Source organism: Photorhabdus australis DSM 17609, assembly GCF_000711895.1.
In the GTDB taxonomy this organism is placed as follows: domain Bacteria; phylum Pseudomonadota; class Gammaproteobacteria; order Enterobacterales; family Enterobacteriaceae; genus Photorhabdus; species Photorhabdus australis.
In genome coordinates, this window is record NZ_JONO01000039.1 from 26,600 (window position 1) to 39,616 (window position 13,017).

Annotated in this window: 16 protein-coding genes; 14 read left to right on the forward strand and 2 right to left on the reverse strand. The window is 39.6% G+C overall.

The genetic code is table 11. The annotated features are described in order from the left end of the window. The first annotated feature begins 8 nt into the window (after positions 1-8). From BO26_RS12395 to BO26_RS12455, 14 genes are all read left to right on the forward strand, one after another. Positions 9-449, forward strand: a complete 441-nt coding sequence (locus tag BO26_RS12395; RefSeq protein WP_036771771.1) for a DUF3277 family protein — start codon at positions 9-11, stop codon at positions 447-449. Between the two features lie 112 nt (positions 450-561). Beyond that, positions 562-972 (forward strand): phage tail assembly chaperone, encoded by a 411-nt coding sequence (locus tag BO26_RS12400; protein WP_036771773.1) that lies wholly within the window; start codon positions 562-564, stop codon positions 970-972. 134 nt (positions 973-1,106) lie between these two features. After that, positions 1,107-1,172, forward strand: coding sequence for a DUF6889 family protein (locus BO26_RS24645; protein WP_407946584.1), 66 nt, complete (start codon positions 1,107-1,109; stop codon positions 1,170-1,172). Then, positions 1,165-3,015 carry a hypothetical protein gene (locus tag BO26_RS12405; protein WP_036771775.1) on the forward strand — a complete coding sequence of 617 codons (1,851 nt, stop codon included), beginning with the start codon at positions 1,165-1,167 and terminating at the stop codon, positions 3,013-3,015. The genes BO26_RS24645 and BO26_RS12405 overlap by 8 nt, the downstream gene beginning before the upstream one ends. A gap of 2 nt (positions 3,016-3,017) precedes the next feature. Further along, positions 3,018-3,623, forward strand: a complete 606-nt coding sequence (locus tag BO26_RS12410; RefSeq protein ID WP_036771776.1) for a phage baseplate protein — start codon at positions 3,018-3,020, stop codon at positions 3,621-3,623. Beyond that, on the forward strand, positions 3,608-3,913 hold the full coding sequence (locus tag BO26_RS12415; RefSeq protein WP_036771777.1) for a phage baseplate plug family protein: 306 nt from the start codon (positions 3,608-3,610) through the stop codon (positions 3,911-3,913). Before BO26_RS12410 ends, BO26_RS12415 begins: the two co-directional genes overlap by 16 nt. A 63-nt stretch (positions 3,914-3,976) precedes the next feature. Next, positions 3,977-4,909 (forward strand): phage protein, encoded by a 933-nt coding sequence (locus BO26_RS12420; RefSeq protein ID WP_036771780.1) that lies wholly within the window; start codon positions 3,977-3,979, stop codon positions 4,907-4,909. Beyond that, positions 4,909-5,664, forward strand: a complete 756-nt coding sequence (locus tag BO26_RS12425) for a phage baseplate assembly protein V (RefSeq protein ID WP_036771783.1) — start codon at positions 4,909-4,911, stop codon at positions 5,662-5,664. Before BO26_RS12420 ends, BO26_RS12425 begins: the two co-directional genes overlap by 1 nt. Further along, on the forward strand, positions 5,661-6,008 hold the full coding sequence (locus tag BO26_RS12430) for a contractile injection system sheath initiator (RefSeq protein WP_036771785.1): 348 nt from the start codon (positions 5,661-5,663) through the stop codon (positions 6,006-6,008). Before BO26_RS12425 ends, BO26_RS12430 begins: the two co-directional genes overlap by 4 nt. Then, a complete protein-coding gene (locus tag BO26_RS12435; RefSeq protein WP_036771787.1) occupies positions 6,001-7,194 on the forward strand; it encodes a baseplate J/gp47 family protein in 1,194 nt (397 codons plus the stop codon). The genes BO26_RS12430 and BO26_RS12435 overlap by 8 nt, the downstream gene beginning before the upstream one ends. 14 nt (positions 7,195-7,208) lie before the next feature. Continuing rightward, positions 7,209-7,763, forward strand: coding sequence for a DUF2612 domain-containing protein (locus BO26_RS12440; RefSeq protein ID WP_477707030.1), 555 nt, complete (start codon positions 7,209-7,211; stop codon positions 7,761-7,763). Positions 7,764-7,765: 2 nt separating this feature from the next. Next, entirely contained in the window at positions 7,766-8,446 is a 681-nt protein-coding gene (locus BO26_RS21585) for a tail fiber protein (RefSeq protein WP_051690963.1), read from the forward strand. Positions 8,447-8,895: 449 nt separating this feature from the next. Beyond that, positions 8,896-10,041, forward strand: coding sequence for a tail fiber protein (locus tag BO26_RS23700; protein WP_081861902.1), 1,146 nt, complete (start codon positions 8,896-8,898; stop codon positions 10,039-10,041). Continuing rightward, a complete protein-coding gene (locus BO26_RS12455) occupies positions 10,041-10,667 on the forward strand; it encodes a tail fiber assembly protein (RefSeq protein WP_036771790.1) in 627 nt (208 codons plus the stop codon). Before BO26_RS23700 ends, BO26_RS12455 begins: the two co-directional genes overlap by 1 nt. 144 nt (positions 10,668-10,811) lie before the next feature. On the opposite strand, the gene BO26_RS12460 is transcribed toward BO26_RS12455, so the two are convergent. Both BO26_RS12460 and BO26_RS12465 read right to left on the reverse strand, forming a co-directional pair. Then, complete coding sequence (locus tag BO26_RS12460) at positions 10,812-11,882, reverse strand: glycosyltransferase (protein WP_036771792.1); 1,071 nt, start codon at positions 11,880-11,882, stop codon at positions 10,812-10,814. 827 nt (positions 11,883-12,709) lie between these two features. Then, on the reverse strand, positions 12,710-13,017 hold a 308-nt coding region (locus BO26_RS12465), incomplete at its 5' end, for a transposase (protein ID WP_036773959.1).

Genomic DNA, 13,017 nt, shown 5'->3' on the forward strand with positions numbered 1-13,017 from the left:
GATTGAAAATGGCTACGTACTCTTTTCTTGATGTCTCTGCTTCTATTACAGGGGTAGGGGGTTCTTTTGATCTTGGTAACGGCGCGGCCCTCTCTGACGAGGGCATCATAGTGACGATGTCAGAAAGCAAAAACACCATGATCACAGGTGCAGATGGTGAAGTCATGCATTCACTGCACGCTACCAAATCTGGAACCATTACGGTTAACTTGCTTAAAACCAGCCCGGTAAACGCAAAATTGAACGCGATGCTTAGCACACAATCGCTTTCATCAGCAGCATGGGGGAATAACGTGATTGTTATTCGAAACAAGGAGAGTAACGACGTTGTTGTTGCACGTTCTGTCGCCTTTCAAAAACAGCCGGATTTACAGAATTCCAAAGCAGGTAATACCGTTGCCTGGGTGTTTGATTGCGGGAAAATCGACATCATGTTAGGCACATTCTAACAAGTTTACTTTACAAACGCTGAAACTCACCGAGGCATTTGTCTGCATATTCATAATCAGTTTTATGCTTCGGTGACTTAGGCGGTTTTAGGTTAAGTTTTAAGGGGAGTTTATGGAATTTGAAATTGACGGTAAAAAATATCGCAGTGGCAAACTGAACGCTTTTCAGCAACAGGATTTGGCGGTGGCTTTATCTCCAGCGATTCCTGCACTTGGGCCATTGATGCAAAAGATTGTTGCAGACAGAAATGATAATAGCGCGACCAGCTTTGAAGAATTGATTCCTTATTTGGTTGAATCCATTACGGCGCTGGGAAAATCCAACCGGTATGAAATTAATGATATTTGCTTATCAATAGTTTCCCGTGAACAGAATGGCATATGGAGCAAGATTTATGAACCTGATGGTCAGTTATTGATGTTCGATGACATCGATGGTTTGGAACTGCTTAAAATTGTCGGTTTTATTATCCGAGATTCATTGGGAAATTTTTTTCCCGCCCTATTAGAGAGCGAAGTGTAATTCCAGGACAACCTGGCCTAAATTTTGAAACTCTCCCGAAAGGGCGTGATTATCTGTTACGCCCAGTCATTGCGGGCATGTGCCGTTATGAATCATTAAAAGACGGTGTTCTTGACCTGGCTGATATTGCATTGATGAATGATGCCCTTGATGTTAAATCGGAAAATGAGGCCATGATAGAGAGGTGGCGAAATGAGTAATAACGCTGAAACAATGAGAGATTTCCTGGTATCACTTAAGTTTGATGTCGACGAGGTGGGACAGCGTAAATTTATCGCTGTTATCACCGAAGTAACAGCCAATGTTCTCAAAATGAGGGCGGAAATTGAAGATGCAACGTCAGCAGTAGCTAATTTTATCGCTCAAATAGCTAATGGACTGGACAAACTCTACGGACAGTTACAGAAAACAGGTCCAACGATTGAAAAAATTAAACCTATTAATGAGAGTGTTAGTCAGGCGGAAGGAAATGGAAGTGTAGAAAGCTTTCTACCGAAGATTGATATTCCGTGCCATGATACCAATGGCGGGCATATTAATACGTCTTCTTTGATAACATCGATAAGTGAGCAACGATTAAAAGCCATGATGGGATGTACCAATCAAAATACCAACACACTTGATAGTGATGACATATTTAATGCGATTGGGGGATTAGTTAAATGGTTAAACAAAGGGGAAGCCTCAGCGAACGGCTTATTGAAAACACTGAATGAATTATGGAAACTCACAGGAAAAAAAATTACGCTGGGAATATTATTCGACCCTAATAGTCGATTAAATGCATTACAAGAAGAAGCAAAGAAAAATCACGAAACCGTGGGTGAAACCATACAGCGGCGACGAAAAGAGCGTGAGGCAGATAAAAAACCACTGTTAACGTTTGATCAACTTAATAGTTGGATGTCAACGCATGGGCTTTATATGGATTCCGATTTGACACCGTTTTTTAGCAAAGATAATTACGAAAAATATCAGAAACAACTTGATGGTAGTAAGCCTGTCATTGATGAAGGCCACAGTCAGAAAGTTACTGATATTCCCAACTATCAAAAACAGCTTGATGGCGGTAAACCTATCATTGATAAAGATCACAGCCGAAAAATTGCTGATATTCCCAGAAAGGTATCAAGCCAATCAAGTAAAGAGAAAAAGAAACGCAAGAATAAGTTATTCAATAAAGACCATCATAAAGCTGGAATTATTAAGCAGCCTGATGTTCATCACGGTTTAAAGGCTACAGTTAATCAGTCGATGGACATTTTTAACACTGAGCTTACAGCAGCAAGACTAAAGAAACTAATATCTTCCAGAGGGGCCAGGAATAACAACCCGTTAAATATGAACTTTGTGCATCAGAGAGGGGCAGTCCGTGAGGATAGCCCCGGACACAGATTCGCTAAGTTTCCAGATGCATATAGTGGATTAAAAGCCACCGCTCATCAGCTGAGACGTTATTTTAGTGGCAAGACCACAGGAAAAAAGCTACAAACCATTGCCAGTATTATCCCGACATGGGCGCCATCAAAAGACGGTAATCAGACTAAAGCATACATTGCTAGCGTGTCTAAAATGATGGGAGTTTCTAAGGATGCGTTCCTTGATTTAACTGATCCTAACGTGATGCAAAGGTTGATTGATAAAATGATGGTAGTGGAGATTGGTGGTAATCCCTATTCACCAGAATTTATTAGGGCGGCGATTCTCGGCGTGCCACCGCCAGCGAATAAACCTTTAGGCTTAACCAAGCATCTAAATAATATTGCTAATTATTGGAAAAACATTTCCATTGATCCTCATATGCTCAGCGGTGCAATGACGAATATCAACAGTATGATCAATCATCAGGGAGTGACTCACAATTTCATGCTGAGTTCGCTGATTCCTGCTGGCAATAATAATATGAATGGGATTGGGGAAGTAAACTATCATATTGAGATTAATGGCGTTGAATCCCCCAGAGAAGCGGCAAGACTTACTGGAGAAACGGTAGAACGCACTCACAGTATGTTACTTAGAAATATGCAAACACAAGTGAGATAACAATGGATATATTATCAGTGATGTTTTCTCAGCAAACGAGAAAAATAGGTGCCATTGTACCGAGTGTCATTATTTCAGAAACACATACGGATACATCCAATATAACGGATCATCCAGTCCAACAGGGGGTGACAATCAGTGATCATGCTTATGATAGTCCATCAGAAGTGAGAATGGAGCTAGGTTTTGCTGGTGGCGGTTCGCTACTTGATGTTATTGATACCACAAAGGTATTTGATATTTCTACCGGGTTAAGCCTTGGAGATAGCCCGCGCGCGGTGTATCAACAGTTACTTGACCTTAGGGCATCACATAAACCTTTTGATGTCGCAACGGGGAAACGCTTATATAAAAATATGTTAATTAAAGATATGACAATCACAACGGATAAAACCAGTGAAAATGTTCTTTCAGTGATTTTAAACCTGCGTGAAATCATTATTGTTGAAACATCGACAGAACAAGCAGCGCCTGCTGAAAATATGAAACATCCTGAAGATACGGCACCTGTGATTAATGTAGGAACTAAAGTCACGGTGAAGCCGTCATTACCACGAGTTATTCTTGATTATATTATAGAGCGGGGTAAAAAATGGCTGGGATTGTAGAAATTCCTTTATCACCGATAAATCAACAATTCGATATTCAATTGGATGGTATTAACTATAAAATGAGACTCATTTGGCGTGATATTGCGGGTTGGATTCTGGATATTATGACGCCGGACAGTGAGCCAATAGTCACCGGTTTACCACTGGTTTTTGGGACTAATTTACTTGAACAATATCGTCATCTTGGTTTTAACGGTTCATTAATTTTTTATGGTGATATAAACCAGGAAAAATCTTTCAGGAATAATCTTGGTAAAGAGGATAAATTATATTTTGTAATAAATTAACTTGATAATAATTTATTACACATATCGCTTAATTGCGATTTTTTTCTATTAATTGGGTGAATTATGTCAAAACAGTGGATAAGAGAATGTCACCTTATTGTTATCGACAAACAGGGTGAAAAAGTAGATTTATCAAACCTGAAGATCAAATTTGATATCAGCATAACGGAATCTTCCTATCCTGCTACGGGTATTTTCACGATATATAATCTGAATAACGAAACCAGTAATAAATTGCGTAAAAATGAGTTCAAAACGATTAAATTTGTGGCGGGCTACAAAGGAAACTCAGGACAAATATTTTCAGGTCAAATTCAGTACACCCATGTAAAAAGGGATAGCCCAACGGATACTTGCGTTGTTATTCAGGCGGCAGACGGAGATGAACCCCACAATTATGCGACAGTGAATACCACCATTGCGGCTGGATATTCTCAAGCAGATTTAGATCACTTACTGATGCGAGATATTGCCAAATATGGCATTACTGCTGGCCTGCGCCCTGAATTCAGAAAATCAACCTCACCCAGAGGAAAAGTGCTTTTTGGTATGCACCGTAATGCAGTCTCTGACCTGGCGAAACAATGTGATGCTAACTGGCGCTATGAAGATAACCAGTTACATATTGTGCCTAAAAATAAATACTTAACTGAAGCCGTTGTACTCACATTAAAAACGGGTCTGATTGGTATGCCTGAACAGACTATCGGCTCAGGTATTAACGTTACGTGCTTAATTAATCCGAATATCCGTCCAGGTACATTAATTAGATTGGATAACCGCTCAATCACACCGGTTGATCCCTCTACTGTACATAAGGATTCAAAAGAACAACCGGCAGCATTGGATTCTGACGGTGATTACATTGTCTTCAATATAAATTATTCCGGCGACACCCGCGAAACCGAGTGGTACATGAAAATGATGTGTATCGCTAAGAGCGATCACACCCTGCTGAATCAATCAACTGGTAACAAAGGTAAGGTAGAAAGCTGATGATAAATACTGACGAACGACTAAATAGACCCGAAGCGGTCTTTTTTTCTATGCAAGAAGTGATTAGCGCCGGATTGTATGTTTCTCTGCCCTGCATTATTCAATCATTTGATGCTGATGCGGTAACAGTTACAGCCCAACCGGCTATCAGATGGAAAATCAGGAAAAAGAACGGGGAACAGGAATCCGTATCCTTACCGTTGTTGGTAGATGTCCCTGTTGTATTCCCAAGAGGCGGAGGAGTGACACTAACATTCCCGGTAAAAGTGGGTGATGAATGCCTGGTTGTGTTTGCTGATCGTTGCATTGATTACTGGTGGCAATCGGGTGGCATACAAGAACCAGTAGATCCCCGGCAGCATAACCTATCCGATGGATTTGCGCTTATTGGCCCACAATCACAGCAACAAAAAATAGCGGGTATCAGCACAAGCGCCGCGCAACTGAGAACAGATGATGGCGCGGCGTATATTGAACTCGATCCCAACAGTCATAACGTCACGGTTATCACACCGGCAAAACTTACTGCCACCGCAAATGGTGGTACCGAAATTACCTCACCTGAAATCATCCTGAACGGCAACGTCACCATTAACGGCAACTTATCGCAGGGAATGGGGGCTGGTGGTGGTACTGCAACCCTGCAAGGCCCGGTTACTGTGAACAACGATGTGACCGCAGCAGGAATTAGCCTTAAAAACCACGTCCATAGTGGTGTGCAATCGGGTGGAAGCAACTCGGGGAAACCCCAATGAGATACAGAAGAGAAATTGACAACGACTATATATTTGGTCGTGGTGAAGCGGGTTTTCTTATCAATTCACCGGAGGCGGTTGCGCAGGCAGTGAAAACACGTTTGATGCTGCGCAGTGGCGAATGGTTTCTTGATAATCAAGAGGGAACCGATTACGACCAAGTGCTAGGTAAAGGCACATCGGGTTTTTATGACTTGGTCATCAGACAGCGAATCCTGCAAACGCAAGGTGTATCAAACATTATCCACTATCGCAGTGAAAGAAACCCCAACACAAGAAAAATCACTATTACAGTCACGATTGACACGATTTATGGACAGACAGGAGTAACGGCTGATGTATGAAAATATTATCAACACAATGTTACCTGCCATTAATAAAAACGGGATCAACGCCCCTGACTATCAAACTATTTTAAATGGCTGGAAGACAATATTTAGAGATATCTACGGAGAAGATATTTACATTGAATCTGACAGCAAAGACGGTGTTTTTTTATCGTTGATTGCTTATGTGGTTCATGGTTGTAACAACGCATTCATAGCCTCTTATAACTCATTTAGTCCGGCAACAGCGGTAGGTGAGGGGCTTTCTCGTAATGTCAAAATCAACGGCATTACCAGAAAAAGCCCCAGTAACTCGACGGTAGATGTTTTAATAACGGGTCGAGCGGGTACCATTATCCGTAATGCCTCTGTGCGGGATGATATAGGAAACACTTGGTCACTACCGGATGAAGTCACTATAGACACGCATGGACTGGCTACTGTAACGGCTGTATGTCAAAAAACAGGCGCTATTGGCGCACTGCCTCACACAATTAATCAGATTGCTACACCAACATTGGGCTGGCAAACAGTAACAAACCCAGTAGCCGCTACACTTGGTCGGGGTATTGAAACCGATGCGGAACTGAGGATCCGACAAGCGGTTTCGGTTGCTTTACCTTCGAGGACTATTATGGATGGCCTGATCGGCGCTATTGCCAATCTGCATGGTGTTTCGCGTTATCAGGGATATGACAACGACACGGATGAAACTGATGAAAACGGCATACCGGCGCACAGTATTGCGATTGTCATTGATGGAGGAGACTCGAAAGAAATTGCTCAAACCATTTTGATAAAGAAAACACCGGGCATACCGACATTTGGCACCACCTCTGAAATTGTCACGGATAACACTGGCAATAAAAAAACGATTAACTTCTATCGTCCAACGCTGGTACCAATTTATATTGAAGTTCAGATTAAACCTTTTATTGGATACACATCGGACATTGGAAATAATATTCGGACAGAAGTATCTAACTATATCAACTCACTTTATATTGGTGATGGAATATATGTTACTCGTTTATTTGTACCGGCAAACTTATGTAATAAAAACGGCAGCCAGACATATGAAGTATTGTCTGTGGCGGCAGGTAAATCAGCATCAACAATCGGGGCGGCTAACATTGATATAGCCTTTAATGAAGCGCCGACCTGTTCACCTGAAAATATTAAAATAGTGACGGTGCTGGAATGAATAAATATATGAAGATGATACCGGCTTACCACATGGAAGGTAAAAAATACGTCAGAATGCTTGAAGCTGTTACTGATATATTTAACGGGAATGCGTCTACAACTGATTTACTGATTAGCAGTTTTGATCTTGACAAAGCGGAGGGCAAACAGCTTGATATCATTGGAGAATGGGTAGGAAGAAATCGAATGATTCAAACCCCGATTGAATACTATTACTTCTCCTTTGATATTCCTGAATTGGGATTTGATAGTGGCAAATGGAAAGGGCGGTTTGATAGTGATAAAAGTTATGTCAAGTTAGATGATGATAATTATCGGATAGTTATCAAAGCTAAAATAGGCGCAAACAACTGGGATGGAACGGCTGAATCACTTAATAACATCCTGAGTTTTATTCATTCAAATAACAACATATCCATATCTTTTGAAGATAACTTGGATATGTCATTTACCGTGACGGTAAAAGGTAAAGTAATTAGTAATATTACTAAAGAAATCATCCATCAAGGTTATCTCTCGATTAAACCTATGGGGATAACGGTTAATTACCATATAGTGGAGGGTTAGAAATGGCGAAAAATGATTTTAAGGCATTTGCGACGGGTGAAAACGCAAATACTTTATCACAAGAAGAATACGAGAATGCTGATTTTATTGAAGAGGGATTTAAATCAGGAATTGCCAGGAGTGAGCGATTAAATAAAGTTTGGCGGCAATCCTCAATCATTGCTGCGGTAATTGGGAAATATATTGCAGAAAAAACGGGCGAGGATGTTATTGATGATGGTGATTTAGAAAAACTCACCCAACAGTTAGATTTGGCATTAAAACAAAAAATTACCACAGAAATCCCGGCTGCTTCGCTTACGCAGAAAGGCATATCGCAGCTCAACAGCGCGACAAATTCTGACAGCGAAGATCAGGCGGCAACACCTAAAGCGGTGCATGACGTTAGAAAAATCGCGGAGGGAAAATTAAGTGGCGTTCCTGATGCATCGTTGACTGAAAAGGGGATAGTGCGGCTAAGTAATCAGGTTGCTGATGTGGGGAATACGGTACCGACCTCATCATTAATGCATACCGTATGGAATGAGTTAAATCAATCAATCGATGGAGCTAACACTAACGCGACAAATGCAAACAACAATGCAACAAACGCAAATAATAATGCCAACAATAGACTGGCAAAAAACCAAAACGGGGCAGATATCCCTAGTAAAAGTGAGTTTATAAGCGGGCTCACTCGCTGACATCGAGAATTAATGACCATTTTCAGGTGCTAAAAACTGCATCTTGAAGTTTCTTGGGTATAATCCTATTTCCATTCGTCCGTATAAAATGCATTAGTTGTTATACTGTAATAATATACAGACTTAAGTTTTTTACACTTTGAAATTCTATTTATTCCTTATCTTCAGAATCTTTCTTTTAAACTAAATATAAAGTCTAATTTCAAGAAAATTTTTATTATGTGAGTTCCCAATCCACTAAATATTGCAGTCTGCCGTATGATTAGAAACAGAAAAATTATAATTCTCTAAAGTGATGACATCTGTTAGTGATAGTGATGTATAAATATCCAGAACAGAGACTCTCAATGATATGTTTTGGATTATTTTTTTGTTTATTACTTGAAACATGTTCGTAATTTACTCATAGTTAATTCATTTTTTTACTAAATCTTGGTTTAGTGGAAACGGTGGAATTGGCCAGGAATGCATATCCAAAATCGGGCGGTGTTGTAAATGGGAATGTGGATGCGACTGGATATGTGAAATCTGGAGACGGTACGGATGTTGTATCTAGCCAAGATATATGGGCGAAAAGACACATTTATGAAAGTGGACACCGTGTTTACAGTCCAAACAATAAACCTTCTGCCGGGGATGTGGGGGCAGTATCAGCCAATGGTGGAAATTATCCAGAGTATTTTAGATTTAAACAAGTCGAGACGATTCCAAACGAACGTAATGCAACAATGTTAGTTTCTGAATCTGGTGGGAAACCGACAAGTACGCTGGTTGCGTTTACAAGTTATGCCTGGTACGACAATTATATTAAAACGGGTATTATGCGTGGTGGTAGCGTAGACACCTTGGGATATGCTGTAGATATTAATGCGAAGCGTGTGTTGACAGTATCACCGGACGGGAAAGTAAATGCCGCACAATTGATTGCTCAATCATTTATTGCCGGTAGCGGCGGTATGCAAGCAGGCACAAAAGATGCGGCTAGTTTTGATGGGAATAATGTTGAACTTATATCGTGGTTTGGTATCGGGTTGAGAGCAACAATAGATCAGAAGACACGAATTTTTTTTAATACGCGTAACGGCGATATTTTCACGCAGGGGACGGTTAATATCGGCAGTGCTGTTCACTACGCAGACGGAAACACTACAGGCTCAATATGGGGGGGTGACTTACATAGCTATATAAACAATAACATACCTCATAACATCCCAGTTGGTGCTCCTATTCCATGGCCGTTACCTACTGCGCCCGATGGTTATTTTACATGCAACGGTCAGTCATTTAACAAATCCCTATATCCCAAATTAGCAACCGCTTATCCATCAGGCGTATTACCCGATTTACGGGGTGAATTTATCCGTGGCTGGGATGATGGGCGCGGTGTGGATCGTGGTCGTGGGATTTTGTCGTGGCAAACTGATGAATTCAAATCACATAACCATACATTAAACGCGGATGATTCGGGCTCATGGGGTGATCGCGCTGGAAGAGGTAATGGAAATCACCGAGATCTACAGCCAACTAACAACACGGGTGGCACAGAAACCCGCCCCCGCAACATTGCATTTAACTACATAGTGAGGGCAGCATAATGACAGAACAAAAATATTCATTAGAACCAGAAGCAGCAATATTAGGAAAAGATGGATTGGCTGAAAAAGCCGGTTGGCTAACAATCTATCATGCAGCACCTGGCTCAAGAGAATTTATCAGCGCGACACCCGAATATCTGATGAAAGGAATAGGCATACCGGCCAGTTCCTATACAGATGCCCCGATACTGCCTGAATCTGATTCTATGGCGGTTAGGCGTACAGCAGACGGCAATTACTGGGAAACTGTCCCAGACTACCGCGGAAAAACAGCTTACAACACACAAACTCGTTTGCCGCAAGAAATTACTGAGCTGGGTGAATTACCCGATACCCTAACATTCAAACAACCCGTTACTCATTTTGATCGATGGGATGGCTCGAAATGGGTGACTGACGCAACAGCAATAAAAGATAGTGAGATTGAGCAGGCAGAACAATTGCGAGACACACTGAGCAAGCAAGCTAATGAAACCATCACGTTGCTCCAATATGCTGTTGATACTGAATTGGCTTCGGAAGAAGAACAAGCACTGTTGCCTGAATGGAAAAAGTATGTGGTCTTACTGAGCCGGGTTGATGTTTCATTAGCCCCTAATATTAAATGGCCGGAAATACCAGAATGATAACAATAAGGGCTGCTTATGCAGCCCGATGACAATAATAAGACAGTTTAGTATTACTCCGGAATCATCTTGATTTTTCATCGTTTTCTGATAAAAAAGTTTTAAACATAGAGAACTGAAAAAGTGTTAGTTAATCCCTGGTATTTAATAAATATTCAATGCGGATTCAATTCTGCTCAAATAATTATCATCATAGAATTTTTCTATCGCATTCTTTATATCAATACTGTTAGGTAGTGGTTTTCCGTTAACAATATCTTGCAAGAGATTTACCAATACATCAGGTCTATCAACAGGATATAGAGTTCCATTTATAGAGTTTTGAATAATATCTGATGGGCCTGTTTTGCAGTCAGAACTGACACAATAAATACCATAGGAATTAGCTTCACCAAGTACCATTGGTAAGCCTTCATGTGTTGATGTAAGTAATAGCGCAGTTACTTCTTTTATATTATTGACAATATAGTCCCAAGGATTTTCTTGCCAGCCATGCCATGAAATTTTTTGTTCTATATTCAAATTAACTGCTAATGATTGTAGAATGTTTATATCATCCCCTGATCCTAAGACATGTAATTCCCAGTTTCCTTTAATTTTTGAAAGAGCATGGAACATACTTTGTATATTTTTCCCTTCTTTTGCAATGATTCTTCCTACATAGATAAATCTCGATATATTTTTAGGACGAGTAATAGTTATTGGTGTTCTTGATATTGGGTTAAAGATTGTATGTATTTTATTATCAGGAACTCCCATGTTAATCAGATAATTGGTATTACCAGTACTAATGGACAAGTGGTAATCTGCTTTGAGTGTAAATATTGCTTTATACGCGGAATATAGGGAAAGATGAACCCAAGAAAATATAGGTATTTTTGTGAATGAAATTTTCCTAGCCAAGTTGGATATGTAACAACCCCGTGTAGAAATGGCAATAATCAAGTCAGGATTCTCTTGCTTGATGTGCCTTGAAAATTGCAACACAAAATGAATTCGGCGAAGTGTTGGATTCCTGATTTCCGAAAAGATACGTTTAAACTTTATTCCTTTTAGCCAAGTGTCATTAGAAAATTTATTATTTTCTTTGAAAAAGATAAAACTAATATCTACATCTGCATTATGTTTAGAAAGTAAGGAAACGCATTTTTTACAAACAGTCTCTGTGCCACCAAAACCACTAAGCTCATAACCTACAATAATTATTTTTTTCATGATGATTTTACCTCCAATCATAAATGAGAGCTATACCAAGAGTGATATAAGGATAGCACTATAAAACATAGCAAATTCGTTTAATAATAGAGAAATGAAAAGTACAGTAATACTTCTCTTATTTTTAAACAAGAACTTGAAGCTATATGAGTTAAAAATCAAAAAATTAAAGAGAGCAACAGCTGATAGTAGTCTAATTAGATGGTTTTTTATGAGTTTCATATCTGAATATCAATAGTAAATTTAAAAATAGTAAAGATAGTTTAACTTCAAAAAAATAAGAGACACTGAGATTCAATCTCTACATCTATTTAAACTCTCTATGGATACCATACAATATATTTTTCATCATGTGAATCAGAATTTTCTGGTATTTTTGAAAACCTGAATACTTCTATTATAGAAGAACAAACAGAATATAGAAATATCACTAAGATATAACAGTAACGAGAGAAAGTAAGATAGCTCTTAAGATAAAAAATCAAGATGTAAAACTACTTTAACATTGGAAAATTCCTGTTTTTATAAACAATTTATGGTTTTCCTGGATGTTCAAAAAGCATGAGTTATAGCAAAGTGCTAATAGCTGGGCAATCCTCCTAAAAATAGAATTCTTTACATATAAGCTCATGGTATGAAACGAGGGGACATTTTCCCTCATTTGTTAGCATCGGGCTATATGGTGAAAAGGGAGATTACTACTGTACTATTGCAAATGATAATATTTATTTACAGTTGTAGTATTCTCCCCTGAGAAGAAAAGAATAAAGTTTTTCGCCCTTTGAAATTCTATGACCCTGTAAATAATTCTGTGTATTTGCCTTTCATTAAATGTGGCCGTCCAGGCGGTCACCGAACTCAATAATAAAACGACTCATCGCTTGTTTCCAGTTTTGAATCGGCATGCTCCATTTTTTTGAAGCTGATTCAATCGCCAAATAGATAACTTTACGCACAGAATCTTCCGTTGGAAATACCTTACGTTTTTTAATCGCATGGCGGAGCACACTGTTGAGGGATTCTATTGCATTCGTCGTATAAATGGCTTTACGGATATCTTCGGGATAGGCAAAGAACGTGTTTAGATTCTCCCAATGGGCATACCAACTCTTGCTGATTTGTGGATATTTGTCAT

What these genes read in the sequence shown, in the direction of transcription:
- BO26_RS12430 (WP_036771785.1), top strand. Translation starts at nt 5,661, where the DNA reads ATGAGATACAGAAGAGAAATTGACAACGACTATATATTTGGTCGTGGT.
- BO26_RS12435 (WP_036771787.1), top strand. Translation starts at nt 6,001, where the DNA reads ATGTATGAAAATATTATCAACACAATGTTACCTGCCATTAATAAAAAC.
- BO26_RS12440 (WP_477707030.1), top strand. Translation starts at nt 7,209, where the DNA reads ATGATACCGGCTTACCACATGGAAGGTAAAAAATACGTCAGAATGCTT.
- BO26_RS12420 (WP_036771780.1), top strand. Translation starts at nt 3,977, where the DNA reads ATGTCAAAACAGTGGATAAGAGAATGTCACCTTATTGTTATCGACAAA.
- BO26_RS12400 (WP_036771773.1), top strand. Translation starts at nt 562, where the DNA reads ATGGAATTTGAAATTGACGGTAAAAAATATCGCAGTGGCAAACTGAAC.
- BO26_RS12410 (WP_036771776.1), top strand. Translation starts at nt 3,018, where the DNA reads ATGGATATATTATCAGTGATGTTTTCTCAGCAAACGAGAAAAATAGGT.
- BO26_RS12460 (WP_036771792.1), bottom strand. Translation starts at nt 11,882, where the DNA reads ATGAAAAAAATAATTATTGTAGGTTATGAGCTTAGTGGTTTTGGTGGC.
- BO26_RS12455 (WP_036771790.1), top strand. Translation starts at nt 10,041, where the DNA reads ATGACAGAACAAAAATATTCATTAGAACCAGAAGCAGCAATATTAGGA.
- BO26_RS12425 (WP_036771783.1), top strand. Translation starts at nt 4,909, where the DNA reads ATGATAAATACTGACGAACGACTAAATAGACCCGAAGCGGTCTTTTTT.
- BO26_RS12405 (WP_036771775.1), top strand. Translation starts at nt 1,165, where the DNA reads ATGAGTAATAACGCTGAAACAATGAGAGATTTCCTGGTATCACTTAAG.
- BO26_RS12395 (WP_036771771.1), top strand. Translation starts at nt 9, where the DNA reads ATGGCTACGTACTCTTTTCTTGATGTCTCTGCTTCTATTACAGGGGTA.
- BO26_RS21585 (WP_051690963.1), top strand. Translation starts at nt 7,766, where the DNA reads ATGGCGAAAAATGATTTTAAGGCATTTGCGACGGGTGAAAACGCAAAT.
- BO26_RS12415 (WP_036771777.1), top strand. Translation starts at nt 3,608, where the DNA reads ATGGCTGGGATTGTAGAAATTCCTTTATCACCGATAAATCAACAATTC.